Here is a 26,398-nt window from a genome sequence, read left to right as displayed (position 1 = left end):
ATGGAACATTATATTAGTTTGTTCGTACGTGCTATTTTCATTGAAAACTTAGCATTATCATTCTTCTTAGGTATGTGTACATTCCTTGCGGTATCGAAGAAAGTGACAACAGCGATTGGTCTTGGTATAGCAGTAACAGCTGTACTGACCATTTCAATCCCTGTTAACCAAGTTATCTATAGTGGCGTACTTGCTCCAGGTGCACTTGCATGGGCTGGTTTCCCAGAAGCAGATTTAAGCTTCCTAGGTTTCATCACGTTCATCGGTGTCATTGCTGCACTCGTACAAATCTTAGAGATGGTTTTAGATAAGTACATGCCAGCGCTATATAACGCATTGGGTATTTTCCTACCGTTGATCACAGTAAACTGTGCAATCTTCGGTGGTGTATCTTTCATGGTACAGCGTGACTACAACTTCACAGAATCAGTCGTTTATGGTTTTGGTAGTGGCCTAGGTTGGATGTTAGCTATCGTTGCGATGGCTGGTCTTCGTGAAAAAATGAAATATTCAGATGTACCAGATGGTCTACGTGGTCTAGGTATTACCTTTATTACAGCGGGTCTTATGGCGCTAGGTTTCATGTCATTTTCTGGTATTCAGTTATAACAAACAGTTGGCTTCGGTCAGCATGTTTCAAGAGCAAAGGATAAGTCGATGGAAATCATTCTCGGCGTAGTCATGTTCACGGTTATCGTTTTGGCACTAGTAACAGTCATTCTGTTTGCTAAGTCTAAACTGGTAAGTGAAGGTGATATTACAATTAGTATTAACGGTGACCCAGAGAAATCAGTGGTTACTGGTGCAGGTGGTAAACTTCTAGCTTCACTATCTGCGAGCGGTATTTTCGTTTCTTCCGCTTGTGGTGGCGGTGGCACATGTGGCCAGTGTCGCGTTAAAGTTAAATCGGGTGGTGGTGATATTCTACCAACTGAGCTTGATCACATCTCTAAAGGTGAAGCACGTGAAGGCGAGCGTTTAGCATGTCAAGTTAGCGTGAAAGTTGACATGGACATCGAGCTACCAGAAGAAATTTTTGGTGTGAAGAAATGGGAATGTGAAGTTATCTCTAACGATAACAAAGCAACGTTCATTAAAGAGCTTAAAATGGCTATTCCAAACGGCGAAGTGGTTCCTTTTCGCGCCGGTGGTTATATCCAAATTGAAGCGCCTGCTCACCATGTTAAATATTCAGATTTTGATATTCCTGAAGAATATCGTGGTGACTGGAAACACTTTGGTTTCTTTGATATTGAATCTAAAGTTGATGAAGAAACGACGCGTGCTTACTCTATGGCTAACGCGCCAGAAGAAGCGGGTATTATCATGCTTAACGTGCGTATCGCTACGCCACCGCCACGTGATCTGTCTTTACCTGCGGGTAAGATGTCTTCGTACATCTTTAGCTTAAAGGCTGGCGATAAAGTAATGATTTCAGGTCCATTTGGTGAGTTCTTCGCGAGAGAAACTGACAATGAAATGATATTTGTTGGTGGTGGTGCTGGTATGGCGCCAATGCGTTCACATATCTTTGATCAGCTAAACCGTCTGAATACAAACCGTAAGATCTCATTCTGGTATGGTGCACGTTCTAAGCGTGAAATGTTCTATGTCGAAGATTTCGATATGCTTGCTAAAGAAAACGAAAACTTTGAATGGCATGTTGCATTAAGTGATCCACAACCAGAAGATAACTGGGAAGGTTACACTGGCTTCATCCATAACGTGATCCTTGAAAATTACCTTGCAGATCATGAAGCACCAGAAGATTGTGAGTACTACATGTGTGGTCCACCGATGATGAATGCTGCTGTTATCGGTATGCTGAAAGATCTTGGTGTTGAAGATGAAAACATCTTACTCGATGACTTTGGTTAATCGCTTTTGATTCAATTTAAATCGATGTTTCGATGGCTAGCTCTGATAGGGCTAGCCATTTTTATTCTTGGTTGTAGTGAGCAAAAAAGCACAGAAGAAGTGCTTTTCTCTGGTCCTACTATGGGTACGACTTATCACATGAAAGTAGTGGGTTTCCCACTGTCTGTACAAGATAAGCAAGATATCCAAATTGAGATTGATAGACGTTTAGAATTAGTCAACGATCAGATGTCGACTTATCGTCCTAATTCAGAGTTATCGCGCTTTAACCAAAGCGTGGCGGTTACTGGTTTTGAAGTATCTCGTGATACCGCAAAAGTCGTGCTAGAAGCGCTTCGCTTGAATAAACTGACTAACGGTGCACTGGATGTTACTGTTGGCCCGTTAGTTAATCTGTGGGGATTTGGCCCAGATAATAGACCGGAAAGCATACCATCAGAGCAACAGTTAAATGCAATCAAACAACGTATTGGTATTGAGCATTTAGCGGCGACAGAAACAACGTTAAGCAAAGACATTGATGGTTTATACGTGGATTTGTCTTCAATTGCTAAAGGTTATGGCGTTGATGTTATCGCTGAGTACTTTGCTTCTTTAGGTATTGAAAACTACCTGGTTGAAGTCGGCGGTGAACTGCGTATTAATGGTGTGAATGCTCGTGGTATCGATTGGCAAGTTGCGATTGAGAAACCGACAGCCGTTGATCAAAGTGTGCAAGAAGTGATTGCTGTTGGTAACAATGCAATTGCAACATCAGGTGATTACCGTAATTATTACGAGCTTGATGGTGAGCGTTTTGCGCATACGATTGATCCGGTAAGCGGTAAACCAATTAAACATAAGCTGGTTTCTGTGACTGTTATCCATGCATCATCAATGACTGCTGATGGATTAGCTACTGCGTTAATGGTGATGGGTGAGAAAGACGGTCTTGAGTTTGCCAAGCAGCAAGAATTAGCTGTGTTGATGATCTCGAAGTCAGATTCAGGGTATAATGAAGTGTATACCAAACAGTTCGAACCTTATTTACAATAGAGGCTAATATGGCTTATTTTGCTGCAACATTTGTTATTTTTGCGCTCGTTATTGCGGGTATGTCAATTGGCTATATCGTGCAAAAAAAATCTATCACAGGTAGCTGTGGTGGCATTAGTAACTTAGGTATGGACAAGGCGTGTGATTGCCCCGATCCATGTGATAAGCGTAAAGCTAAAATGGCAAAAGAAGAAGCTAAACAAAAGATGTTAAGTGAAAACCGTATCATCTAGTTTATGCCAAGCATCTAGCTATAAAGTGCAGTAGGCACTTTATAGCTTTTCTTCTTTAACTTTCATCATCATCATCATCATCCTCCCTCGAAGACAGCTAATTTATTTCTCTGTTCTTATGTCTTAGTACATTTTTTAAGTATGATTGTGACGTTTTATTTAACGATAGTGATGATATCGTGGCAATTTAGCAATACCCAACCGGACTGGAAGAACCGCCGAATTATTCTATACTTTACTCTCATATGTCTTAACTGGTTCGGTAGGGAGTGGTTGTGAATTTACATCTGTTGTTTAGTTTTGTGGTGATTGTTTTTAGTTTATCGAGTGGTTCTGCTCTGGCTGCAAACAGCAAATCATTAACTAGATCATTAAATAAGTCACCTCAGGTGCTGCAGAAAATTAATGACAGCGCGACTCTTCATGAAGCATTAAATCTTTCACTACAGGAAACATTAATCAAGTCCAAGCAGCGTGTTGATGCACGAGGATTCAGCCATACTCGCTATCGTCAAGCGTATCGTGGCATTCCGATATGGGGTGAAGAGATTATTATTAATCGGGACCAATCAGGCCGCGCTATATATGTCAACGGTCGCCTTATCCAAAACCTTGCAGCCTCACTGCTGGATATCATGCCGCATATCAGCGCCAATAGCGCCCTCAATACCATGCAAGCTCGAGTTAAAAATAGACCAAGCAATAATAGCCCGCTGATATTCCGTAATGAATCGTCGGAATTGGTGATATTCCTCGCAGCGGGGAAGCCTAAGTTAAGTTATGCCGTGAGTTTTTTTGCTGATAGTCGTGACGGAGGTCAGCCGACACGCCCGACTTTTCTGGTCGATGCGCATGACGGTTCGGTATTATTCGAATATGAAGGCTTAACCCATGTTCAAACGGCAACTGGCCCAGGTGGTAATGCTAAAACTGGCCTCTACAGCTTCGGGGACGAATTCGAGATGCTCGACGTAGATGTCGATATGGCTGCGAGTCGCTGTACGATGAACACGCCAAATGTGAAAACTGTTGATCTTAATCATAGCGAGTCCGGTTCAACTGCTTTTTCGTTTACCTGTAATGAGAATAGCGTTTATATAAATGAGCATAAATTTATTAATGGTGCTTTTAGCCCGCTCAATGATGCTCATTATTTTGGTGGCGTAGTGTTTGCTATGTATAACGAGTGGCTAAATGAATCTCCGTTAACGATACCGCTGATACTGCGTGTTCATTACAGTACCAACTATGAAAATGCTTTCTGGAACGGGTCTTCGATGACATTTGGTGACGGATTCACAACCTTCTACCCATTGGTCAGTTTAGATGTTATGGCGCATGAGGTCAGTCATGGTTTTACCGAACAGCATTCAGGTCTGATTTATTCCGGGCAGTCTGGTGGCATTAATGAGTCATTTTCTGACATTGCTGGTGAAGCTGCCGAATTTTATATGAAGGGTTCTGCGGATTTTACAGTCGGCGCTGATATTATTAAAGCCGAAAATGGCGCATTACGCTATATGCAATATCCAACATTGGACGGTTCATCAATCGGCCACGCCGCTGATTATTACAATGGTATGAATGTGCATTATTCCAGTGGCGTATATAACCGCGCATTTTATCTGTTGGTACATACTGAAGGTTGGGATGTAAAGAAAGCATTTATTCTGTTTGCAACAGCGAACCGAAATCATTGGACCGCAAGTGACAGTTTTGATATTGCTTATGAAGGCCTGTTGGATGCCGCCAGTGCTCTGGGCTACGAACAAGCTGATATCACTGCAGCATTCCAACAAGTAGGCATACCAAAACCCCCACCTAGCCCTGTGTGTAATAGCAGTAATACTTCGACATCACCTTTAGTTAATGGCTCCTCGACGGACAATATCAGTGGCGTTGCTGGTGAATGGCATTGTTGGGTTCTTGAGGTAGGCGCTGAAGCGACAGACCTAGAAGTAGTGCTGCGCAATACTGCAAAAGGTAAAAAAACCAATTCTGGTGATGCTGATCTGTATATTAATTTTGGCAGTTCTCCATTGGTTGATCCATCAATCCCTGATGGGATATTTGATTGTGGCTCGTATACACCAAATAGTGATGAAAAATGTTTAATGACGGGTTCAAACATCCCGACAATAGATAGCTCACTATATATTGCTGTTTATGCTTACAATAGCTTCCCCTCTGTCAAGCTAACGGCGACTTATTCCCCGGATACAAATGGTCCGACGCCTCCATTACCAACCGGCGATATAACCTTGACCGCAACTGAAAAGGGTGGCCGTAATAAAAAATTCGTATCGCTAAACTGGGCAGGTGCAACGACATCTATGGTAGAAATAACCCGTAATGGAATGCCTTTACCTATTACTGAAAACGATGGTGCGTATAAGGATAATTTTGGACGTAGTGGAGACTCTTACCTGCTTTGTAATGTTGGAGAAACGAATCCAACCTGTTCTGATCTGATCTCGGTGAATTAGTATCTATCTAATACCCTATGGAAAATAAACTCGAAAAAGATGTTAAACGAAAACCGCATCATCTCGGTTTAATTTTAGGCATGTGCAAAGATATTGGTATCGCCAAATTTATTGATGACGATGCACTCGGTCGCTGTCTTGACCAACTCTATGAAACTGGCGTTTCCGAGTTATTTCAAGGACTGTCCGCCCGTACAATTTCACATTTAAAGCTCCCGTGTGAAGGGCTTAGCCTGGACTCCACAAGCATTAATGTGGATGGTGAATATAAAGACGAAGACGGTAATGCAGCATTATATGTCGCCGAAACGATCCAATCTCTCGATGAGCAAGGCCAATTATTCATATCGAGAGCGCCGCAAAAGTTAAAATTAGTCAAAGACGCCATATCAGAACAAGACAATTACCATTTCACTGAGTTAGGAAATGGCTACAGCGCAACCTGGATAGATTCAAACTACGGTGATGTTAAGCAGCGTTGGTTGTTAGTGTTCAGTGAACAACGTTTTTCTTGTCATGCTGACGCAATGAAAATGCTGGGTATCTGGATGAAATCTCCAGCCAGTATGTCAATTAGTGACATACTGGCTTGAGCATCCAATTTTCACGAACGTAAATTATCCGAAAAAGGGTTTAGATTCTTAAAAAGTCCTGATTTTTTAACATCGTCATTATATTTAAAAAAGGCAGAGCGGATTGAGGCATTGCTGATGATCATGACGTGTTGCTTGATGGTATACGCGGCACTTGAGTATAAGATCCGAGAGGCGTTGAGAACTAAAGACGTATATTTCCCCAATTTAAAATATAAGCCCTGTCAAAATTCTACTGCCCGTTGGGTTTTATTTTGCTTTCAAGGTATCGACATTTTACCTATCTCAGAAAAGCCGCAATTTAGTGCTGAATGTCGGGTTAATAGTATTAAGTATTCGAACAGCACCGATGCCTCAACGCTTACTTAAGCTGCCTGAGGTTCGGTGGTAATCAGATTTATTTTTGTATATCTTCGGGCGTATTATTTTCTAATTGTAAACCGCGTTGCAACCCTCGGTAAAGGCTATAAAAAACTTGACTAATCGCGAATAACCAAAGCATCGGGGTAAGTATATTTAGAATTAGGGAGAACGATAACATAAAGATGAATACGCCCTCATTAAAGAATATAATTTTCTTTTGCTCACCGATAAACCAGCGTAAATTGTGAATAACACTAAATTCAATGCCTGCAACATCGTCTTTACGCGGTGTATTTGTGACGATTTCTTCTAAATAGTTATTATTTAGCGTCATGTTAGTGTAAATATATATGTATTTAGCGTAACCACGCAATGAGTAAAACGCGATCCCTATTAATGATAATAAGATTGGAAGTACGCTTCCGGATTGAGCATATGCCGCGTATCCGACCGCGCCAAACCAAAGTGTTACTTGAATTTGATCGGTCAATTTATCGTAATAGGAACCCGACGCCGAGGTCGTCTTTCTATAACGCGCCATTTGTCCATCCATGCAATCAAAAATATGACTTAAATTAATTAAAATGGCTGCAATAATAAAATTATTCAGACCACCTATAACGATCAGTATAGACGCTATGATTGCCGTTATAAATGAGATTAATGTTATCTTATTTGGCGTCAGCCATTTTATATCTACCACAAAGTAATTCAGTAAAATAGCCAATGGCGATGTCACAAAAGATGACCACCATTCATCGTCTTTGGTTTTTGTGGCCCATAATTTTTTTAATTTAACATTCATAATGATACTGTCACCATATCATCTTCTATTCTAAATTCGTCATTTATGTATATTTCTTTTACAGCAGACAAATTATTATTTCGAATATGTACAAAATCATTTAATATTTCTTTTAACGAAGTTAAAAAATAGTCAATTTCATAAAGAGATAATTCACCAATATTACCTACCTGAAAGACTTTACCTTTAAAACAGCCTTTGCCTTCATAAATAATAATAGATCTATCACGTAATTCTTTTCGTAAGACACTTACATTTATATTTAAAGGAACACAAACTGTGGTTAATATTGAACACATGTTTTTTTGTTCAATCAAAAATTTAAGTCCTAAATCAAGTATACCTTGTCGTAAAATATTCGCTTTATTCTTTAGATCAGCATAATAATTATCTACTCCTTTGTTCAGAATGTTAGATAATGCTTGCTCTAAAGCATAAAAAAGATGCACGGCTGGGGTATTGGGTGTTTGTGAATATTTACAAATAAAGCTATAAAATGTATACAGATTAAGATACATCGTTTTAGCGGGAAGATCCTTTAGCTTTTCAAACGCTGCCGTTTTACCGATCACGAAAGATAAACCAGGATAAGATCCGATGGCTTTCGAACTTGAACTGGAAATAAACGCAATATTGCATTTTTCCATATCAATAATTTCTGCACCCGCACTGCTAACACAATCCACTACAAAAGTAGCACCGTATTTTTTGGTAAGTGCACCCATATCTTCCAGTGAATTCAACATACCTGAACAGGTTTCATGGTGAACCATCGCCACGACATCGATGCGATGCTGAGTTAAATAAGCCTCTATTTTTTTAAAATCAAAACTTTCACCCCAAGGAAATGATAAATGATGAGTATTTTTATTATGAATGTTAGAAATATTATTCAGTCTTTCACCAAACTCACCATTAGATAAAACGAGAATATGTTGATCTCCCACTACTGATGATAATATGGATTCATTGGCCGCAGTGCCGGAACCGGTAATAACCACTGCACGATAATTATCTGAATTAATATTGAAAACTTGCAATAACTTAGTTTCAATACTACTTAGTAAATGATCAAACTCTACTTCACGGTGACAGATATCTTTTTTACCGATAGCAGTTCTTACATTTGCAGCTAAATTTACAGGGCCTGGTGTAAATAATAAATCTTTTTTCATTTTATAATCACGCCTATTAATGTTTAATATTCTATTTCTTAAAGTTTACAAATCAGAGTCACGTTATTTATTACTGATAAAATAAGAAAAGAATATAACTATATTTAATATAAAGTACTCACTATTTAATAACGTATTGTGTAGGATCTATTATGCTCAATAAAAGATTATCAACTGGAAATCTTAAACATTTATTGATGATGATCAAATTCATGTATCAAGGGGGATTAGCACTAGATCAGTCGTTTATTTAGAATAAAAACTACGTTTTAGCATACTAGATGCTATGAAATTTATTGAGGATGTAATTCAGAGTGGATGCTACTCCCGATAAGGTTTGCTATCAAGATATATTTTCATTTAATTTAAAAAATAAAGATGCCTTAAAAATGTAACAATTACGTTTATACATGAGGACTATAAAATAGTTAAAAAATCATTTAATAACAACCAGATAGTTATTTTGTAAACAAGCTCTAGATTACAAATGTAAATAAAATAAAGAAATAAGAGACGTGTGATTTAGTCATCAAGATCGAAAAAAACAAAAAATAGACAGATAGATTGGAATTATTTTGAAGCATTCATCAATTTAGTTAAAGAAAGGTACCATAATAATGGGAATGATGAAGAGTACTTTCAATGATAACAACACTTAAATCTGTATCTTGAGTAGACTTAAAGATGCCCATTTAATGCCTGTATTGCTTTATCTACCGATGAATTGATGCATTGAATATTTAGATTTTTCTCTTTATGTCACGAGATTACTAATATGAGCAGGGTTATAATGTTATAACCTTGGCACTTCGGTTGGAATTACATTGACTCGACTGATCGTATTGAAACTGATATTTTATCAGGACGATATACATTGTTATAAATAGTTAGGGTGATCAGGTCAACGCTTGAATATTTGAGATATGATAGAGATATATAAAACAAAAAAGAGTGGCATTTAGTAATATGAGACAGCAAAAGATCATTCATGTTGATATGGATGCATTTTACGCAAATGTCGAAATACGTGATAATCCGGCTTATAAAGATATCCCTATTGCCATTGGCGGGATGAGTGATCGCCGTGGGGTGATCGCAACGTGTAATTATATTGCTCGCCAGTATGGGGTGCGTTCTGCCATGTCTTCTTACAAAGCAATGCAACTCTGCCCTGATTTAACATTAGTGCCGTCACGTATGCAGGTATATAAAGACGTCTCAGCCCAGATCCATGAAATATTTTCTCGTTATACCGATTTGATCGAACCGCTATCGTTAGATGAAGCTTATTTAGATGTCACTGATTGTGAATTATTTTCTGGCAGCGCAACGTTAATTGCCGAAGATATTCGTAAATGCATTGAATCTGAGTTAGCACTCACTGCGTCTGCGGGTGTTTCGCCGGTTAAATTTTTAGCTAAGGTAGCATCAGATATTAACAAGCCTAATGGTTTGTTTGTGATCACGCCATCGCAAGTAAAAGCCTTTGTTGCTGAGTTACCACTTAATAAGATCCCAGGGGTGGGGAAAGTCACTTGGCAAAAGCTAAATCGTGTCGGTTTGTATACTTGTGCTGATGTGCTTAAATTCCCTGCGGAAGATATTATTGAGAGTTTTGGTAAGCTAGGGCATAGTTTATTGGAGCGCTGTCAGGGTATTGATAATCGTCCAGTTTGTAATGAACGTCACCGTAAATCCGTGGGCGTTGAAATAACCTTACCTGAAGACATTATTACGTTAGAACAATGCATGGCGTTATTTCCTAATTTATACCAAACCTTGCTGCAACGTCTGCAAAAAGCGTCTCCTGATATGCGGATCACCAAGCAAGGTGTAAAGCTCAAATTTAATGATTTTACCCTTACCAGTGCAGAGCAAAGTATTACCACTCTCGACGAGCACCTATTTACTGACTTATATGTACAAGCGATGACAAAGCAAGAACAACGTGGTATTCGTTTAATGGGTTTATATGTCGGCCTTGCTGGTGATAATGACAGTGAACAATATAACCTATTGTTTTAGCTTTACATTTATGCCATTCAATAATTATCTTTAGCTTTCTATAATCGTGCTGTTATTTCTCTATATTCCTAAAAGTTATTAAGAATCAGTTTATGTTCTTTGGCGGTTATAAGTAAAGAGGCTATATTGATCCATACAATATGAAATTATCCAATTTGGTCTGATGGAGTAGAAGATGAATCAACAGAGGTTGACCCACCTTAAACAGCTGGAAGCTGAAAGTATCCACATAATCAGGGAAGTTGCGGCAGAGTTTGATAATCCGGTAATGATGTATTCAATCGGTAAAGACTCGTCAGTGATGCTACACCTGGCTCGTAAGGCTTTTTACCCAGGTAAGATCCCGTTTCCATTATTGCATGTTGATACTAACTGGAAGTTTCGCGAAATGATTGAGTTTCGTGACAAGACGGTTGCGAAATACGGTTTTGATCTGTTAATACACCAAAATCCTGAAGGGATCGCGATGGGCTGTAGTCCATTTGATCACGGCGGCTCGAAGCATACCGATATTATGAAAACCCAAGGGCTTAAACAGGCGCTGGATAAATACGGTTTTGATGCGGCATTTGGTGGCGCACGACGTGATGAAGAAAAATCGCGTGCCAAAGAGCGTGTGTATTCATTCCGTGATAAACATCATCGTTGGGATCCAAAAAACCAACGACCTGAATTATGGCGTACTTATAACGGCCAGGTGAATAAAGGTGAAAGCATTCGTGTGTTCCCATTATCAAACTGGACCGAACTGGATATTTGGCAATATATCTACCAAGAACAAATTGAAATAGTGTCTCTTTACCTTGCAGCCAAACGTCCTGTTGTAGAGCGTGATGGTGCACTGATCATGGTTGATGATGATCGTATGAAGTTAAAAGAAGGCGAGAAGATAGAAGAAAAAATGGTGCGTTTTAGAACCCTAGGCTGTTACCCATTAACGGGTGCTGTGGAGTCTGAAGCGACAACATTGCCTGAAATTATTGAAGAGATGTTACTGGCGACAAGCAGTGAACGACAAGGACGTATGATTGACCATGATTCTTCTTCTTCAATGGAGCAGAAGAAACGTCAAGGTTATTTCTAGGTAGGAGCAGGGTAAATGAACACTCAAATAGCAAATGAATTAGCACAAACAGATATTGAAACCTACTTACAACAACAGCAGTATAAGAGCTTATTGCGATTTTTAACCTGTGGTAGTGTTGATGATGGTAAAAGTAGCCTGATCGGTCGTTTATTACATGACTCTCACCAGATATATGAAGATCAACTCGCAGCATTGCGTGTGGATAGCCAAAAGTCAGGTACTACAGGTGAAGCGATCGATTTAGCCTTATTAGTGGATGGTCTTGCTGCAGAGCGTGAGCAGGGCATTACCATTGACGTGGCGTATCGTTATTTCTCGACCTCCACACGTAAGTTTATTATTGCTGATACACCTGGACATGAAGAATATACCCGTAATATGGCAACCGGTGCTTCAACGTGTGATCTTGCGGTGATCTTAATTGATGCACGTAAAGGGGTATTAACGCAAACTAAGCGCCATTCTTACATTGCGTCATTACTGGGGATTAAACATTTTGTTGTGGCCGTGAATAAAATGGACCTAGTTGATTTCTCTGAGCAGCGTTTTGAAGAGATCAAAGAGGAATACTTAAGATTTAGCGAAAAATTAAATGACATCACCATCGAATTTACCCCGTTATCGGCATTATTAGGTGATAACGTTGTTGATCGTTCTACGCATACACCTTGGTTTAAAGGCCGTACATTATTAGAATGTTTAGAAGCGGCTGATACATCCGATGAAACACTTGATAAGCCATTCCGCTTTCCTGTGCAATACGTGAATCGCCCGAATCTCGACTTCCGTGGTTTTGCAGGTACGATCTCTGCTGGCCAAATCAGTGTGGGAGATGAAGTGGTTGCTTTGCCATCGGGTAAATCAAGTACGGTCAAATCGATAGTTACCTTTGATGGTGATCTCGCCTCTGCACATCAAGATCAAGCGATTACCTTAACACTGACTGACGAAATTGATGTGAGTCGTGGTGATATTCTGGTTGCTGTTACTGATCAGCCTAAATTATCAGATTTGTTATTGGCGAATGTGGTATGGATGTCAGATCAAGCATTACAAACCGGCCGTCAATATGACATTAAACTGGCGAGTAAAAAAACCACGGGTCAGTTCAATTTGATCCGTCATAAGATCGATGTGAATACCATGGCTGAATCTGCGGCAAGCACATTAGCACTGAATGAAATCGGATTATGTGAGTTAACGCTGACTGAATTGGTACCTGCCGATAACTATAAAGATGTTTCTGACACTGGTAGCTTTATTGTTATTGACCGTTTAACCAATGTAACTGTTGGTGCCGGTATGATTGAGCAAGTACTCGATGCAACAGTCAGCACTAATCCGCATGAGTTTAGTGACTTTGAAGTTGAGTTGAATGCATTAGTGCGTAAACACTTCCCGCAATGGCAAGCTATCGATATTAGCAAGTTGTAGGACTGCAGTTATGAATGTGATACAGGGAAGCATTTTAATCTCACTAGTGATCTTTATTGGTTTGCTGATCTCAGGTAAGTTTAGACCGTCGAGTTTATTTGGTGGGATGGTAATTTTAGCTTATCTGTCTGGCGTTATTGAAATGCCGCAAGTCATGGCTGGATTTACCAATCCTTCTCTTATCACATTAATTTTATTATTACTTATTTCGATTACCATTGAAAAAACGCGATTAATCAGCTGGGTCGGTCGGCAGCTTTCTCACGGCCGGTTTACTGTGGTGATTGCTAAACTAGGCGTATCGACAGCCTTACTGTCTTCTTTTACCAATAATACCGCGGTCGTTGCCTCATTGATTGGTGCTGTCAAACGCAATAATACCCATGCGCCGACTAAGCTCCTTATTCCGCTTTCCTATGCGGCTATTTTTGGCGGCACTCTGACCTTGATTGGCACTTCGACTAATCTGATTGTGAATGGTTTTGTGGTTGATGCCGGTCTGCCTCCATTAGGATTTTTTCAATTCTCTATTATTGGTTTAGCGGGTTTTTGTGCAGGTATGGTTGTGCTTATTACCATGAGCCATCGATTACCCGATCACACCCAAGATGACACCGAAGAATTAGTCTACTTTTTAGAAGCGCATGTAAAACCCAATTCAGAACTGGTTGGAAAAACCATTACTGAAAATAATTTACGTGCATTGAAGCAGCTGTATTTAGCGGAAATATTACGTGATGGTGAGGTTATTTGTCCTGTCTGTCCAGAAGAAGTATTGCAAGCTAACGATCAGCTGCTGTTTTGTGGTGACGTTGATTCAGTCGGTGTACTGCAAGATATTAAAGGATTGAAATTATTTGGCCAAGGAGAGCTTAATGGACAGCACCTTGTGGAGGTGATCGTCAGCCATTCCTCCAAATTAAACGGCTTAACCTTAAAGGAAAGTAAATTTAGAGAGCTCTTCGATTCAGTGGTTGTGGCTATTCGTCGCGGGCATACTCCCTTACGTGGCGGTTTAGGCAATGTGCGTTTACGGGCCGGTGATACTTTATTATTAGCGCCTGGTGCTGAGTTTAAAAACAGCAAAGATCTGAGTCGTGATTTTGTTGTTGTCAGTGGTTTAGATGCGGCAACACGGCTAAGTGGTCATCGTAGTCTTGGTGTGTTAGCAGGTTTTGTAGGGACGATTGCTTTAGCACTAACGGGCACATTACCGTTATTAAAAGGCTTAGTAATATTCGTATTGCTGTTGTGCATGAGTGGTACTTTATCCTTGCAAGAGATCCGTAGACGTTTGCCGATTGATCTTTGGATTGTGGTTGGCAGTGCATTGGCATTATCGAGTATGCTACAAACCAGTGGTGTTTCAGACTTATTAGCAGACTCTTTAATACAGGCTTTGAATGGTTGGGGGGTATTAGCCGCATTTATTGCGACTTATTTTGCAACATTATTATTAAGTGAATTAATCACCAATAATGCCGCTGCGGCCTTGGCATTCCCCATTGCATTTAGTTTGGCACAAAGTTACGGGGTGAGTGAATTACCTTTCATTATGGCGGTTATCTTTGGCGCCAGTGCCAGCTTTATTTCGCCTTACGGTTATCAAACCAATTTAATGGTTTATAGTGCCGGTAATTATGCGCTATCAGACTATCTTAAACTCGGTGTTCCGACATCGATTGCGTATTCCTCTGCGGTATTAGTAATGATCCCATATGTATTCCCATTTTATCTGTGAGCGTGTAATGACAACAATTACCAATGAAAATGATGCTGATACAACAGCAACTGAAAATATCGTGTGGCATCAACATACTGTAAATAAAGCCGCAAGAGCAGCGAACAAACAACAGCAACCTTGCGTATTATGGTTTACGGGGTTAAGTGGCTCTGGTAAGTCGACAGTGGCGGGTGCATTAGAAAATGAATTACACCAAGCGGGTTATCATACCTATTTGTTAGACGGCGATAATGTCCGTTTTGGCTTATGTGGTGATCTGGGTTTCAGCGATGATGATCGTAAAGAAAATATTCGCAGAGTGGGAGAAGTAGCAAAGTTAATGGTTGATGCCGGTGTTATTGTATTAACTGCCTTTATTTCTCCACACCGTCAAGAGCGTGAACTCGTTCGTGCATTATTGGGTGACAGTGAGTTTATCGAAATACATGTTGATGCGGATCTGGCGATTTGTGAACAGCGTGATCCTAAAGGGCTTTATAAGAAAGCACGAGCAGGTGAAATCAAGAACTTTACCGGTATTGATGCTGTTTATGAAGCGCCAACTAAACCTGAATTGTATCTAGATAATGGCAATAACCCAGTTTCAACCTCAGTTCAACTGATCATGACTTATCTTTCACAGCAAGGTCATATTAAGTAACTGTTTTGTAAGCGTGATATTAAGAACTTTGTCATAAAAATAGTTTGTAAGTAAGGGAGTCGTAGCGAATAAATGGAGAGTTCAATAGAGAGTTCAATAGAGAGTTCAATCGATCATTTAGTCAGTCAGGTTAATGATATCGCTGTTGCAGCAGGACAAGAGATATTAACGATTTATCAGCGCGATTTTAAGGTTGATACCAAAAATGATAACTCACCAGTGACAGAAGCTGATATTGCAGCTAATGACATCATTGTTGCCAGGTTACGTACTATTACCCCGGATATTCCCATTTTGTCGGAAGAAGGTGCAAGCATCCCTTGGGATGAAAGAAAGCAATGGCAAACATTTTGGCTTGTTGACCCCTTAGATGGTACTAAAGAGTTTATTAAACGTAACGGTGAATTTACCGTTAATATCGCCTTGATCCATAACCAACAGCCAATATTAGGTGTCGTCTATGCACCGGTATTAGATAAGCTTTATTATACTAATACTGACGGTGCTTTTTTATTGCATGGCGGTGAAACCGTTAAGTTGGCTGCATTAGCTATTCCTGCTGATGACGTCGTTAAAGTGGTCGGTTCGCGTTCTCATGCCAGTCCTGAAATGGCATTGTATTTAGCACGTTATAAAGAAACAGATATTATTCCGGTTGGTAGTTCATTGAAGTTTTGTTTGATTGCCGAAGGGAGTGCACATTGTTATCCACGCTTAGGCCCAACTTGTTGGTGGGATACCGGCGCTGGACATGCGGTTGCCTGTGCTGCTGGAGCCAAAGTAGTACAGCTTGATGGTTCACCTTTATTGTATAATCACCAAGAGTCAGTGCTAAATCCGTTCTTTGTGGTAGCGAAATGATATACCCAAGCTACTTCGAAATGCACAATCAGCAAACCGAAAGAAGAGGATATTCAAGGCATTAAGTTGAGGATTTAGTTATTCTAAATCAAGACTTCATAACGCCGAAGATACCTTCATTCGTTTTGCCCTGCGGGAGGCAAGCAGGAATTACAGCACAGCGTTACAATATTTGAAAATGGAATAGCCATTATCTACATATTGTGCCTTGTTCTGTTATCCCTGCTAGTCTCTGATACAGCATTTTGAAGTAACTTGGGTATAAGCTTAAAAATTAAATGCATTATGTAAATGGCTAGTTAGCTCAGCAAAATATTCCGGGTTATTCTCATGCGGAATGAGTTTAGCCAGTTCATCACCAATATTGGTAAAGCGATAATATTTCATGCGTGATGAACGGTTTTTTACTTTGACTGTTAACTTTTCTTCCCCGTAGCTTATCGGTAAGTCTTTATCGAGAGGAAGATTCACCATTTCTAATTCATTATGATGAATTAATCCCAATTCCGACAAGGTTAAAAAGCTATTGTAAGGTAGTTTGTGCCGGCCTAAATTAATCGATTTAAATTGCGGTTTATTAAACAATAAGAAACTTTTATTGTTATTTTGGCAATTAAGCACAATCTTACGGTTAGTGTCGAGACCGATTTGTACACTTAAGTTACAGGCAACCTGAAACATTTGCGCTTCACGTTGGGTCATTTGATTGAGTGTGCGCAATGATTTTACTGAGAAACTACCGGCATGGCTTAATTCTAATGCAAATATTTTCCCCCATAATGTTTGCATATGTGGCCCCGAGATGTCTTTTGCCATCGACATGAAAGCGCTGAGCCAATCGGGGTCAATATTTTCACTGGTGACGTCATCACAAAAATTATTGGCTCGCACAACAATACTTTCTAAGTTTTTCTGCTGTTTGATCTGCTCTTGATTAACACGCTGAATTGCCCTGTGTTCAAATGTCGTATGCTTATTTACCGTTAACATGCCATCGATGCCTCTATCTTTGGCAACTTGACGTAGTTGTTGAATACTGTTTAAAATATTCGATTCAATTTTATTTATATTGGTATCAGTAACGGACATAGTAAACCTAACGGCGTATTAAGAGGGCGTGAATATAAGCTTTATTTATACCTGATATGACAATAAAAGTATTGTTTTGGTGTTTAAAATTGATAGATAGTGAGGAATATTTTTATGATGGTTTATACAAATAAATTATTTGGACGAGCGTTGTAAGCATAATTAGCGTCGACTCGTCCATCGCTCCATGGTGACGTTTATATATTCGCATTGATAATGCCGATAACGGTATCGATTTCTGTAGGGTTCATTTCACCATCTTTGACATATAAGATCTTACCGGCCTGGTCTAATAAAATGATCGCCGAGCTTTTTTCGGTTAATGCCCAGGTTTTACGCATATCACCGTCACTATCGAGTACAAAAATAGCATCAGGAAACTCTTCCTTGTTATTTTTTACCTGACTAGCCACTATCGCGCCTGTCCCCCAGATAGATTCGTCTAAATTTACTAATGTCGCAGTATTATATTTTTCAAACGGAAAATCGGCGGCAATAATAGCGTCAATCATAGGTTCATTGAGTTCTTTTGCAGACGATCTCCCTGCAATGTGTTGAATTAAAATAATTTTATTTTGTAATTCAGCTGAAGTCCACTGGCGGTATTCGAAATCACCGTCCACTAAATCGACAAAACCTTTGTCTGTAATTGTTACTTGGGGTAAATTTTCACCCACTGTTAGGCTATGACTTAAAGCGACCAAAGAAGTGAGTGAGAGGGCGATAGCCGTCAGTATTTTTTTCATTATAAGTATCCTTTTAAATATGAAAATGGGTATTAAACCGTTTCAATTCGAGAGTTGTGCTGGATTTAAGTCATGATTTGTATCGAATTGTATGATGTTTATATCTTATTCTATTGATCAGGACAATGTCTGTCTCTTAGTCACAAATATTGAACCTTTTTGGAAAACCATGATCTGATCTGTTAACGTCAATAACAGGTATCAGCGGTAAATCTATCGCCAGATCATGCCTTGGAAATTATAGATTGATACGTAATGAAAATGTTTCTCCAGAGATGATTAGAGTCGCAGGATTCGAACATACGGCTTCTTTAGTTAAGGATATCCCTGAAATTCTGGCTCTCGAAGATACAACATCGTTAAGCTATAAGCATCAGGTGGCAGAAGACCTAGGTAAATTGGGTAAAACAACCGATAAATCTCGTGGTTGGAGGGTACACTCCGTGATGTTACTTGACAGCCATAGCACAAGAACATTAGGTCTTATCCATCAAGATTGGTGGTGTCGGCCAGATAATATTAATGACGCTGACGAAAAAGAGAGCGGTAAATGGCCCGACGCTTCATATTTTTGTCGTCAACGGTTAGGTGAAACGATGGCTAATATGATATCTGTCTGTGATCGTGAAGCCGATATCCTGAGTTATCTTCAAGATAAACAGCTGCATAATGAACGCTTTGTTCGAATACCTTATGCCAATATTCCACAAAAAGGCATCAAAAACAGTAAAGGTAAACGAGTTAATCGAATAGCAAGAACCGCTCGGTTAACGGTTAAAGTGGCAAAAATCACCCTCAAAGCGAAAACGGCAGCAGGTTCAATCCATGTCGTTTACGCCGAAGAAACCAATGCCACTGGAAAGAGTGACGCATTACGCTGGGTATTATTGACCAGCGAACCCATAGACACATTGGAACAAGCACTACATATCATTGATATTTATGCTGCGAGATGGCGAATAGAAGATTTCCATAAAGCGTGGAAAACCGGGGCAGGAGCAGAGCGTCAGCGCATGACAGAGCCAAAAAACTTAGAGCGGGCAGTATCAATTTTAGCTTTCATTGGTATTAGATTGCTTCAACTTAGAGAAGTAATGACCTTACCGCTCTACCTACGAAAAAAAGGGCTTATCGATGAAGCGGTAGGCATAGAAAATCAACGTTGTGATACGGTATTTGAGCAAGATGAATGGAAGATATTACAGCAACATTATAAAGTCAGAGGTCATGACGGAAAAACCGCGCCCGATATGAAATGGGCTTATAAATCCTTGCTAAATTAGGTGGTTTTACGGATAGCAAAAGAACCGGTATGGCAAGTTGGTCGACGATTTGGGAAGGCAGGGATACATTACAAGCTTAAGTGTCAGGCTATCGGTTAGCGAAAGAAATGTTAGCCGCCGGTAAGGTGTTGTGAGATCTGATCAAGAGACAGGGACAATGTGGTAGTAAACGTAAATATGTGGTCAATATAATGATTCGCTAATAAATGTTGTGTTTGAAGAAAGCATTTTATCTAACTTTACTTTTGAGCCAGATATTACTGTATATTGATTTTGATTGATCATTATCGTTTGGCCTTCTACGCCACTTTTACTATCGATGGTTAACCATACTGGAGATACACTGCCGATACTAGTTGATGGATACAGCATGAATAGCTCATACTCAGGTGCGAGCTGACTAATTAATGTCGCTAATAGCAACGCTTTTTCATCACTGTCTGCTTTATTAGTTTTTAACACGCTAATCGGCGAGAAGAAACTGTTGTTATGTTCTTCTCTATCTGGGATAGCGTAGACCCAATGTCGTGCATTATTTACTGCCGTACTGAGTGATTGCTGTTTAGCTAACTGTGTCGCGATATCTTTTAGATATGCTCTATATTCATAAAATAGTTGAGAGTAATTAGGCCTCACACAAGGTAGCTCTTTATTCTTTGGATGTACACAAGGGGTTATTTTGAGATGATAAAATGCATCATTTTGATATTGGTTATACGCCTGCCAAAACAACTGTGATGCATTACTCTCGTCTTTATTTGTAAATGCGTATCTTATGTCTGTTATTTTATCTTGATCATCTGGAGTGTAAAAATTAATACGTTCAATCGCAAATTCAAGTCGGGGAGTTAAATAGGTATGAATTGCTTTCATTGGATGGCTTAATGAAAACGAAAGCTTATAGCTGTCTCGTAACGAGGTTTCGACGACATCAGTATCAAAGAATGATTTTACATTTAAGTTTTTACCTTCGTGATCGGTCCATTGCCAATTAATTGAAAATGAGTTCACTTCACTATTAGGTAAGCTTATTTGCTTGGCAGAGGAAAGTTTGTTGCGTTCATCGGTGTCACCAGACCGAGAGGCCATTACAGGTACAGACAGAAAAAGCATTATGCTTGTGGTTAAAGAAGGCCACAAAGATGCTTTGTTCAAAAAAGAGTGGGCCATTTAATGAATCTCTGATGATAGCGATTCATTAAGCTTGGTAGAAAATGTGATTGATATCAAAAAAAATACAAAATAATTTTTGTTAGCAACCACACCTTATCATTATTATTTTAACTATTATTCGAACTCATATGCGAGTAAGTAACTGATTACCAGCCTTTTACAATGGCATTGTTGAACAGTTTATTTGCTTCGTCATAGACTTCTTGAGTTTGGAATGCAGCGATGAACTGTTTTACTTGTTCAGAATCTTTGTTGTCATTACGTGCAACAATCAAGTTTACGTATGGAGATTCTTTGTCTTCAACGAATATACCGTCTTTAGTTGGTGATAAACCAATCTTTGTTGCGAATGTGGTGTTGATTATAGCAAGTGTTACGTCTTGTAAGTTACGTGCTAATAAAGCCGCTTCTAATTTTATAATCTCAACACCAAATGGATTTGCAGTAATATCTAATTCTGTCGCTTTAATACCAACACCCGCTTTAAGTGCAATGATACCTTGCTGTTCAAGTAGTAATAATGAACGGCCTAAGTTGGTTGGATCATTTGGTATTGCAATTTTATCACCTTCTTTTAGTTCGTCAACGTGTTTGATTGATGTTGAGTATGCTGCAATTGGATAAACAAATGTATTTGCTACGGCTGTAATATCATAACCACGTTGTTCGATTTGCGCATCTAGATAAGGTTTATGCTGGAAAGCATTTACATCAATACTGCCTTCTTCTAGTGCACGGTTTGGTGTTACGTAATCTGTAAATGTAACAATCTCAATATCTAGGTCGTATTTCTCTTTAGCAATTCTTTTTGCAATTTCAATTACTTCTGCTTCTGGGCCTGCCATTGCACCCACTTTTAATACTGTTGAGTCTTGGTCGCCACTACATGCACTTAATAGCACACTTGATGCAATTGCTGTAACTGATACTAATTTCTTTAGTGAAAATTCCATGATTATTATTTCCTTGAGTTGTTATAGTTTATTATCTGTGGTCGACTTTACTGATTAAGCGTTCACCGACGGATTGAATAATCTGTACGATGATCACCAGTAAGATAACGGTAATTAGAATAATTGTCGGGTTAAAGCCAATGTAACCATGTTGAATACCAACATCGCCGAGACCGCCGCCCCCAACTGTCCCTGCCATTGCTGAGTAGTTTACCAGTGTTACTAACGTGATGGTGATGCTATTGATGATCCCTGGCATGGCCTCTGGGATTAACACTTTCATTATAATCTGTAGTGGTGTAGCGCCCATTGTCTGTGCCGCTTCGATCAGACCTGCTGGTACATCCAATAATGCGCCTTCGATTAATCGTGCAATGAAAGGGATTGATGCGACGGTTAATGGCACTATCATTGCGCCTGTGCCAATTGACGAACCGACAATCAAGCGTGTAAATGGAATAATGGCCACAAGTAGAATAATGAAAGGTACTGAACGACCGACATTAACAATGACACTTAATGCATTATTTAAATTTTTATTTGCTAAAATACCGTTCGTTTTTGTTACATGTAGCAAGATCCCGGTTGGCATACCAAGTAAACATGCAATTGCCGCTGCAATACCAACCATGGCTAATGTTTCGAGGGTGGCGTTAAAAAATAAATTAATCATTTGCTCAGTCGACATAACCTATAACCTCTACATTAATTGCGTGTTGTTGGAAAAAAGCCTTTGCTGCGATAGTATTTTCTTTATCGCCTATCAGTTCAGCTAACATATAGCCAAATTTGATACCGCCAGCGAATTCAATGTCAGCACTTAAAATATTTACATCGACGTTTAATGTTCTACTTACTTCTGAAATTACCGCAGTATCAACGCTGTTACCTGTAAAGCCTAAACGTACTAATGGCATTGAGTTTGCTTTTCTATTTAATGACAAGCGTTGTTTATACTCATCCGGAATTTCTAGGTTTATCGTTGCTTCAATAAATAGCTGTGCCAATTCCGTTTGTGGATTGGCGAAGAACTTCGCGACGGTGTTTTGTTCAATTAATTCGCCTTTATCAATAATCGCAACTTTATGGCAGATATTTTTAACCACTTCCATTTCGTGAGTGATAAGCAGAATAGTGAGGCCTAGTCGTGCATTAATATCTTTTAATAGCGCTAGAATTGATTTGGTTGTGGTTGGATCAAGCGCTGATGTGGCTTCATCACACAGTAGAACTTTAGGTTCAGATGCTAACGCGCGTGCAATCGCTACACGCTGTTTTTGACCGCCACTTAATTCAGCAGGGTAGGCGTTATGTTTTGTTTCTAAACCAACGAGTTCGAGTAGCGGTATGATCTTGTTTTGTATTTTCGCTTTATCCATTCCGGCTAATTCAAGTGGTAGTGCCACGTTATCAAATACGGTACGTGATGATAATAAATTGAAGTGTTGAAATATCATGCCGATCTGACGTCGGGCAGCACATAGCTCTGTTTTGTTTAACTGTGTTAGTTCAACGCCATCCAGTTGAATTGAACCTGAAGTTGGTGTTTCAAGCAAATTAACACAACGTATTAAAGTACTTTTACCTGCACCGGATGAACCAATCACACCGAATATTTCGCCTTTTTCGACGTTTAAACTCACGTCTTTTAAGGCATAAACAGGCTTGTCTGTAGTTTCAAATATTTTATTGACATTTGTTAATTTGATCATTTCAACGCCTAAAACGAAAAATAAGAATCGATATATAAGATTAGATATTAATTCTTATTTTATGAGTAACAACTGGATACATATGCTAGTTATTAAGTTGCCCAAAGTCAATGGCCTTTTTTACATCTAGATGGCTATAATGTATTTTATTTCTATTGAAGTAGTTTAAATAGTTGAGGTTTGTATGTAAAAGGTATGGATTGCGTAATTTTTATGACGTGAAATAATGTGCAATTAGAATGATCGATAATAAGGTAATAAATAGTGGCAACTGCAGCTGTATTCTTAGACCGTGATGGTGTAATTAATAAAGATAAAGGTTATGTTTCACAAATTGATGATTTTGAATTTATTGATGGCAGCATTGAAGCAATGCAACTATTGAAGGCGCATGGTTATCTATTAGTTGTAATAACAAATCAATCTGGTATCGCACGGGGTTATTATACTGAAGAGGAATTCATGACATTAACAGAGTGGATGGATTGGTCACTTGCCGATCGGGGTGTCGATCTGGATGGTATTTATTATTGTCCTCATCATCCGGGAAAAGGCATTGGTGATTATAAGCAAGATTGTTTATGCCGTAAGCCAAATACAGGGATGTTAGATAGTGCAGGTAAAGAGCTTGATATTGACTTTGCTAACTCGTATTTAGTCGGTGACAAATTATCTGACATTCAGGCAGGGCAGAAATTACAGCTTAAAGCTAATTACTTAGTGTCGACAGGCAAGGTTCTGTGTGAAAAAGGTGCTGAAGCAGCAGATGGCGTATTTACAGACCTATTATCTGTGGCTAAAGCGATAGTTAACGGCTAAATCAGCACAGGTTGACTACTATTTGAGCGATTGAATTTTATTTAATAAAAGAACTTGCCAATGAACCCCCGTTCCCTATAATGCATCCCACTGACACGGCAACAGCCGCTCAGTATGCTCTTTAATAATTTATTCAAGCAATCTGTGTGAGCACTTGCAGAGATATAATGACCAAATATTATATCAATGTAATTGTGAACATTAAACTTAAATCGAAAGATGATAGTTTTATAAACAATAGAACTTTGGTTTTATTGTTGAAGTACAGAATTCATTGAGCCGACTTGATAATCACTATCAGTAATGATTTTGGTGATCAGTCAAAAACTTTTAATTGAAGAGTTTGATCATGGCTCAGATTGAACGCTGGCGGTAGGCTTAACACATGCAAGTCGAGCGGAAACGAAGAATAGCTTGCTATTCTGGCGTCGAGCGGCGGACGGGTGAGTAATGCTTGGGAATCTGCCTAGTCGAGGGGGACAACAGTTGGAAACGACTGCTAATACCGCATACGACCTACGGGTGAAAGGGGGCCTCTTCTTGAAAGCTCTCGCGACTAGATGAGCCCAAGTGGGATTAGCTTGTTGGTGAGGTAAGAGCTCACCAAGGCGACGATCCCTAGCTGGTCTGAGAGGATGATCAGCCACACTGGAACTGAGACACGGTCCAGACTCCTACGGGAGGCAGCAGTGGGGAATATTGCACAATGGAGGAAACTCTGATGCAGCCATACCGCGTGTATGAAGAAGGCCTTAGGGTTGTAAAGTACTTTCAGCGAGGAGGAAAGGTGGTGACTTAATACGTTATCACTGTGACGTTACTCGCAGAAGAAGCACCGGCTAACTCCGTGCCAGCAGCCGCGGTAATACGGAGGGTGCGAGCGTTAATCGGAATTACTGGGCGTAAAGCGCATGCAGGCGGTTTGTTAAGCGAGATGTGAAAGCCCCGGGCTCAACCTGGGAACTGCATTTCGAACTGGCAAACTAGAGTTCTTGAGAGGGTGGTAGAATTTCAGGTGTAGCGGTGAAATGCGTAGAGATCTGAAGGAATACCAGTGGCGAAGGCGGCCACCTGGCAAGTAACTGACGCTCAGATGCGAAAGCGTGGGTAGCAAACGGGATTAGATACCCCGGTAGTCCACGCCGTAAACGATGTCTACTCGGAGTTTGGTTCCTTGAGAACTGGGCTCTTAAGCTAACGCATTAAGTAGACCGCCTGGGGAGTACGGCCGCAAGGTTAAAACTCAAATGAATTGACGGGGGCCCGCACAAGCGGTGGAGCATGTGGTTTAATTCGATGCAACGCGAAGAACCTTACCTACTCTTGACATCCATAGAACTTTCCAGAGATGGATTGGTGCCTTCGGGAACTATGAGACAGGTGCTGCATGGCTGTCGTCAGCTCGTGTTGTGAAATGTTGGGTTAAGTCCCGCAACGAGCGCAACCCTTATCCTTATTTGCCAGCACGTAATGGTGGGAACTCTAAGGAGACTGCCGGTGATAAACCGGAGGAAGGTGGGGACGACGTCAAGTCATCATGGCCCTTACGAGTAGGGCTACACACGTGCTACAATGGCGCATACAAAGGGCTGCAAACCAGCAATGGTAAGCGAATCCCACAAAGTGCGTCGTAGTCCGGATTGGGGTCTGCAACTCGACCCCATGAAGTCGGAATCGCTAGTAATCGTGAATCAGAATGTCACGGTGAATACGTTCCCGGGCCTTGTACACACCGCCCGTCACACCATGGGAGTGGGCTGCACCAGAAGTCATTAGCTTAACCTTCGGGAGGGCGATGACCACGGTGTGGTTCATGACTGGGGTGAAGTCGTAACAAGGTAGCCCTAGGGGAACCTGGGGCTGGATCACCTCCTTACGTAAAGTTGTTAATTTTTGTAAGTGCCCACACAAATTGCTTGAATAGAAAGTTGAAAAGCATGTAAGAAATGCGATAGGACTGTAGCTCAGTTGGTTAGAGCGCGCCCCTGATAAGGGTGAGGTCGGTAGTTCAAATCTACTCAGTCCTACCAATCTTCTTACGAACTCTATGATGTGGGGCTATAGCTCAGCTGGGAGAGCGCCTGCCTTGCACGCAGGAGGTCTGCGGTTCGATCCCGCATAGCTCCACCACATCACAGTCGTTAAAAATCAAAGCTAAGCAATCGCTTGTTTATCTTTGCTTTTTAGCAAATTGCTCTTTAAAAATTTGGAAAGCTGAATAAATAAAGAAGTTCTTAAAACACGTTATTGCTTTGGCAATAACA

The 26,398-nt window shown here is 40.0% G+C and carries 22 protein-coding genes, 2 tRNA genes, 1 rRNA gene and 1 pseudogene; 18 read left to right on the top strand and 8 right to left on the bottom strand.

Features of this window, described 5'->3' with window-relative positions; all coding sequences use genetic code 11:
- The 7 genes and pseudogenes from nqrE to MORIYA_RS10995 all read left to right on the top strand — a co-directional run.
- Complete coding sequence (nqrE, locus tag MORIYA_RS11025; RefSeq protein ID WP_112715164.1) at positions 1-609, top strand: NADH:ubiquinone reductase (Na(+)-transporting) subunit E; 609 nt, start codon at positions 1-3, stop codon at positions 607-609.
- 48 nt (positions 610-657) lie between these two features.
- Positions 658-1,878, top strand: coding sequence for an NADH:ubiquinone reductase (Na(+)-transporting) subunit F (gene nqrF, locus MORIYA_RS11020; protein WP_112715162.1), 1,221 nt, complete (start codon positions 658-660; stop codon positions 1,876-1,878).
- A 24-nt stretch (positions 1,879-1,902) separates the two neighbouring features.
- Positions 1,903-2,913, top strand: a complete 1,011-nt coding sequence (locus tag MORIYA_RS11015; protein ID WP_112718571.1) for an FAD:protein FMN transferase — start codon at positions 1,903-1,905, stop codon at positions 2,911-2,913.
- 8 nt (positions 2,914-2,921) lie between these two features.
- The gene (nqrM, locus tag MORIYA_RS11010; protein ID WP_112715160.1) at positions 2,922-3,146 is read left to right on the top strand and encodes a (Na+)-NQR maturation NqrM; all 225 of its coding nucleotides are present in this window, start codon (positions 2,922-2,924) and stop codon (positions 3,144-3,146) included.
- Between the two features lie 275 nt (positions 3,147-3,421).
- Complete coding sequence (locus MORIYA_RS11005; protein WP_232011609.1) at positions 3,422-5,632, top strand: M4 family metallopeptidase; 2,211 nt, start codon at positions 3,422-3,424, stop codon at positions 5,630-5,632.
- A gap of 17 nt (positions 5,633-5,649) precedes the next feature.
- Positions 5,650-6,225, top strand: a complete 576-nt coding sequence (locus MORIYA_RS11000) for a hypothetical protein (protein ID WP_408632095.1) — start codon at positions 5,650-5,652, stop codon at positions 6,223-6,225.
- A gap of 30 nt (positions 6,226-6,255) precedes the next feature.
- Positions 6,256-6,513 (top strand): annotated as a pseudogene (locus MORIYA_RS10995) (IS1634-like element ISVa17 family transposase); the annotation flags it as partial.
- A gap of 109 nt (positions 6,514-6,622) precedes the next feature.
- Here MORIYA_RS10995 and MORIYA_RS10990 read toward each other — a convergent pair.
- Complete coding sequence (locus MORIYA_RS10990; protein ID WP_112715156.1) at positions 6,623-7,393, bottom strand: CDP-alcohol phosphatidyltransferase family protein; 771 nt, start codon at positions 7,391-7,393, stop codon at positions 6,623-6,625.
- The gene (locus tag MORIYA_RS10985) at positions 7,390-8,568 is read right to left on the bottom strand and encodes a pyridoxal-phosphate-dependent aminotransferase family protein (protein ID WP_112715154.1); all 1,179 of its coding nucleotides are present in this window, start codon (positions 8,566-8,568) and stop codon (positions 7,390-7,392) included. The genes MORIYA_RS10990 and MORIYA_RS10985 overlap by 4 nt, the downstream gene beginning before the upstream one ends.
- Positions 8,569-9,534: 966 nt before the next feature.
- On the opposite strand from MORIYA_RS10985, the gene dinB reads away from it, so the two are divergent.
- From dinB to cysQ, 6 genes are all read left to right on the top strand, one after another.
- Complete coding sequence (gene dinB, locus MORIYA_RS10980; protein WP_112715152.1) at positions 9,535-10,593, top strand: DNA polymerase IV; 1,059 nt, start codon at positions 9,535-9,537, stop codon at positions 10,591-10,593.
- A 175-nt stretch (positions 10,594-10,768) separates the two neighbouring features.
- Positions 10,769-11,677 carry a sulfate adenylyltransferase subunit CysD gene (gene cysD, locus MORIYA_RS10975; protein WP_112715150.1) on the top strand — a complete coding sequence of 303 codons (909 nt, stop codon included), beginning with the start codon at positions 10,769-10,771 and terminating at the stop codon, positions 11,675-11,677.
- A gap of 15 nt (positions 11,678-11,692) precedes the next feature.
- Complete coding sequence (cysN, locus tag MORIYA_RS10970) at positions 11,693-13,114, top strand: sulfate adenylyltransferase subunit CysN (protein WP_112715148.1); 1,422 nt, start codon at positions 11,693-11,695, stop codon at positions 13,112-13,114.
- A 10-nt stretch (positions 13,115-13,124) separates the two neighbouring features.
- Positions 13,125-14,855, top strand: coding sequence for an SLC13 family permease (locus tag MORIYA_RS10965; RefSeq protein ID WP_112715146.1), 1,731 nt, complete (start codon positions 13,125-13,127; stop codon positions 14,853-14,855).
- Between the two features lie 7 nt (positions 14,856-14,862).
- Positions 14,863-15,498, top strand: coding sequence for an adenylyl-sulfate kinase (cysC, locus tag MORIYA_RS10960; protein WP_112718569.1), 636 nt, complete (start codon positions 14,863-14,865; stop codon positions 15,496-15,498).
- Between the two features lie 72 nt (positions 15,499-15,570).
- A complete protein-coding gene (gene cysQ, locus MORIYA_RS10955) occupies positions 15,571-16,359 on the top strand; it encodes a 3'(2'),5'-bisphosphate nucleotidase CysQ (protein WP_112715144.1) in 789 nt (262 codons plus the stop codon).
- A gap of 267 nt (positions 16,360-16,626) precedes the next feature.
- On the opposite strand, the gene MORIYA_RS10950 is transcribed toward cysQ, so the two are convergent.
- Both MORIYA_RS10950 and MORIYA_RS10945 read right to left on the bottom strand, forming a co-directional pair.
- Positions 16,627-17,448, bottom strand: a complete 822-nt coding sequence (locus tag MORIYA_RS10950; RefSeq protein ID WP_112715143.1) for a TIGR03899 family protein — start codon at positions 17,446-17,448, stop codon at positions 16,627-16,629.
- A gap of 197 nt (positions 17,449-17,645) precedes the next feature.
- A complete protein-coding gene (locus MORIYA_RS10945) occupies positions 17,646-18,194 on the bottom strand; it encodes a YtfJ family protein (RefSeq protein ID WP_112715141.1) in 549 nt (182 codons plus the stop codon).
- A gap of 245 nt (positions 18,195-18,439) precedes the next feature.
- Here MORIYA_RS10945 and MORIYA_RS10940 point away from each other — a divergent pair, with 245 nt between their 5' ends.
- On the top strand, positions 18,440-19,477 hold the full coding sequence (locus MORIYA_RS10940; protein WP_112715139.1) for a transposase: 1,038 nt from the start codon (positions 18,440-18,442) through the stop codon (positions 19,475-19,477).
- A 183-nt stretch (positions 19,478-19,660) separates the two neighbouring features.
- Here the strand turns inward: MORIYA_RS10940 and MORIYA_RS10930 are convergent, their stop codons facing one another.
- The 4 genes from MORIYA_RS10930 to metN all read right to left on the bottom strand — a co-directional run bounded on the left by MORIYA_RS10930 (position 19,661) and on the right by metN (position 23,315).
- Positions 19,661-20,647 (bottom strand): hypothetical protein, encoded by a 987-nt coding sequence (locus MORIYA_RS10930; RefSeq protein WP_112715137.1) that lies wholly within the window; start codon positions 20,645-20,647, stop codon positions 19,661-19,663.
- 149 nt (positions 20,648-20,796) lie between these two features.
- Positions 20,797-21,603, bottom strand: coding sequence for a methionine ABC transporter substrate-binding lipoprotein MetQ (gene metQ / locus MORIYA_RS10925; RefSeq protein ID WP_112715135.1), 807 nt, complete (start codon positions 21,601-21,603; stop codon positions 20,797-20,799).
- A 31-nt stretch (positions 21,604-21,634) separates the two neighbouring features.
- Positions 21,635-22,291: a methionine ABC transporter permease gene (locus MORIYA_RS10920; RefSeq protein ID WP_112715133.1), complete on the bottom strand. Its 657-nt coding sequence runs from the start codon at positions 22,289-22,291 to the stop codon at positions 21,635-21,637.
- Entirely contained in the window at positions 22,281-23,315 is a 1,035-nt protein-coding gene (gene metN, locus MORIYA_RS10915; protein ID WP_112715131.1) for a methionine ABC transporter ATP-binding protein MetN, read from the bottom strand. Before metN ends, MORIYA_RS10920 begins: the two co-directional genes overlap by 11 nt.
- A 264-nt stretch (positions 23,316-23,579) precedes the next feature.
- Here metN and gmhB point away from each other — a divergent pair, with 264 nt between their 5' ends.
- The 4 genes from gmhB (at position 23,580) to MORIYA_RS10895 (ending at position 26,264) form a co-directional block, all read left to right on the top strand.
- Positions 23,580-24,134 (top strand): D-glycero-beta-D-manno-heptose 1,7-bisphosphate 7-phosphatase, encoded by a 555-nt coding sequence (gmhB, locus tag MORIYA_RS10910; RefSeq protein ID WP_112715129.1) that lies wholly within the window; start codon positions 23,580-23,582, stop codon positions 24,132-24,134.
- Positions 24,135-24,465: 331 nt separating this feature from the next.
- A 16S ribosomal RNA gene (locus MORIYA_RS10905) occupies positions 24,466-26,010 on the top strand.
- A 77-nt stretch (positions 26,011-26,087) separates the two neighbouring features.
- A tRNA-Ile gene (locus MORIYA_RS10900) sits at positions 26,088-26,164 on the top strand.
- Positions 26,165-26,188: 24 nt separating this feature from the next.
- A tRNA-Ala gene (locus MORIYA_RS10895) sits at positions 26,189-26,264 on the top strand.
- The last annotated feature ends 134 nt before the right edge of the window (positions 26,265-26,398 follow it).

Source organism: Moritella yayanosii, from assembly GCF_900465055.1.
GTDB classification, from domain to species: Bacteria; Pseudomonadota; Gammaproteobacteria; order Enterobacterales; family Moritellaceae; genus Moritella; species Moritella yayanosii.
Note: the sequence above shows the minus strand (reverse complement) of the source record. Positions and strands in the feature narration are given on the sequence as shown.

What these genes read in the sequence shown, in the direction of transcription:
- cysQ (WP_112715144.1), top strand. Translation starts at nt 15,571, where the DNA reads ATGGAGAGTTCAATAGAGAGTTCAATAGAGAGTTCAATCGATCATTTA.
- cysC (WP_112718569.1), top strand. Translation starts at nt 14,863, where the DNA reads ATGACAACAATTACCAATGAAAATGATGCTGATACAACAGCAACTGAA.
- MORIYA_RS10920 (WP_112715133.1), bottom strand. Translation starts at nt 22,291, where the DNA reads ATGTCGACTGAGCAAATGATTAATTTATTTTTTAACGCCACCCTCGAA.
- dinB (WP_112715152.1), top strand. Translation starts at nt 9,535, where the DNA reads ATGAGACAGCAAAAGATCATTCATGTTGATATGGATGCATTTTACGCA.
- nqrF (WP_112715162.1), top strand. Translation starts at nt 658, where the DNA reads ATGGAAATCATTCTCGGCGTAGTCATGTTCACGGTTATCGTTTTGGCA.
- MORIYA_RS10985 (WP_112715154.1), bottom strand. Translation starts at nt 8,568, where the DNA reads ATGAAAAAAGATTTATTATTTACACCAGGCCCTGTAAATTTAGCTGCA.
- MORIYA_RS11000 (WP_408632095.1), top strand. Translation starts at nt 5,650, where the DNA reads ATGGAAAATAAACTCGAAAAAGATGTTAAACGAAAACCGCATCATCTC.
- metN (WP_112715131.1), bottom strand. Translation starts at nt 23,315, where the DNA reads ATGATCAAATTAACAAATGTCAATAAAATATTTGAAACTACAGACAAG.
- MORIYA_RS10930 (WP_112715137.1), bottom strand. Translation starts at nt 20,647, where the DNA reads ATGGCCCACTCTTTTTTGAACAAAGCATCTTTGTGGCCTTCTTTAACC.
- MORIYA_RS10950 (WP_112715143.1), bottom strand. Translation starts at nt 17,448, where the DNA reads ATGTCCGTTACTGATACCAATATAAATAAAATTGAATCGAATATTTTA.
- nqrM (WP_112715160.1), top strand. Translation starts at nt 2,922, where the DNA reads ATGGCTTATTTTGCTGCAACATTTGTTATTTTTGCGCTCGTTATTGCG.
- metQ (WP_112715135.1), bottom strand. Translation starts at nt 21,603, where the DNA reads ATGGAATTTTCACTAAAGAAATTAGTATCAGTTACAGCAATTGCATCA.
- MORIYA_RS10990 (WP_112715156.1), bottom strand. Translation starts at nt 7,393, where the DNA reads ATGAATGTTAAATTAAAAAAATTATGGGCCACAAAAACCAAAGACGAT.
- MORIYA_RS10945 (WP_112715141.1), bottom strand. Translation starts at nt 18,194, where the DNA reads ATGAAAAAAATACTGACGGCTATCGCCCTCTCACTCACTTCTTTGGTC.
- nqrE (WP_112715164.1), top strand. Translation starts at nt 1, where the DNA reads ATGGAACATTATATTAGTTTGTTCGTACGTGCTATTTTCATTGAAAAC.
- cysN (WP_112715148.1), top strand. Translation starts at nt 11,693, where the DNA reads ATGAACACTCAAATAGCAAATGAATTAGCACAAACAGATATTGAAACC.
- cysD (WP_112715150.1), top strand. Translation starts at nt 10,769, where the DNA reads ATGAATCAACAGAGGTTGACCCACCTTAAACAGCTGGAAGCTGAAAGT.
- MORIYA_RS10965 (WP_112715146.1), top strand. Translation starts at nt 13,125, where the DNA reads ATGAATGTGATACAGGGAAGCATTTTAATCTCACTAGTGATCTTTATT.
- MORIYA_RS11015 (WP_112718571.1), top strand. Translation starts at nt 1,903, where the DNA reads ATGTTTCGATGGCTAGCTCTGATAGGGCTAGCCATTTTTATTCTTGGT.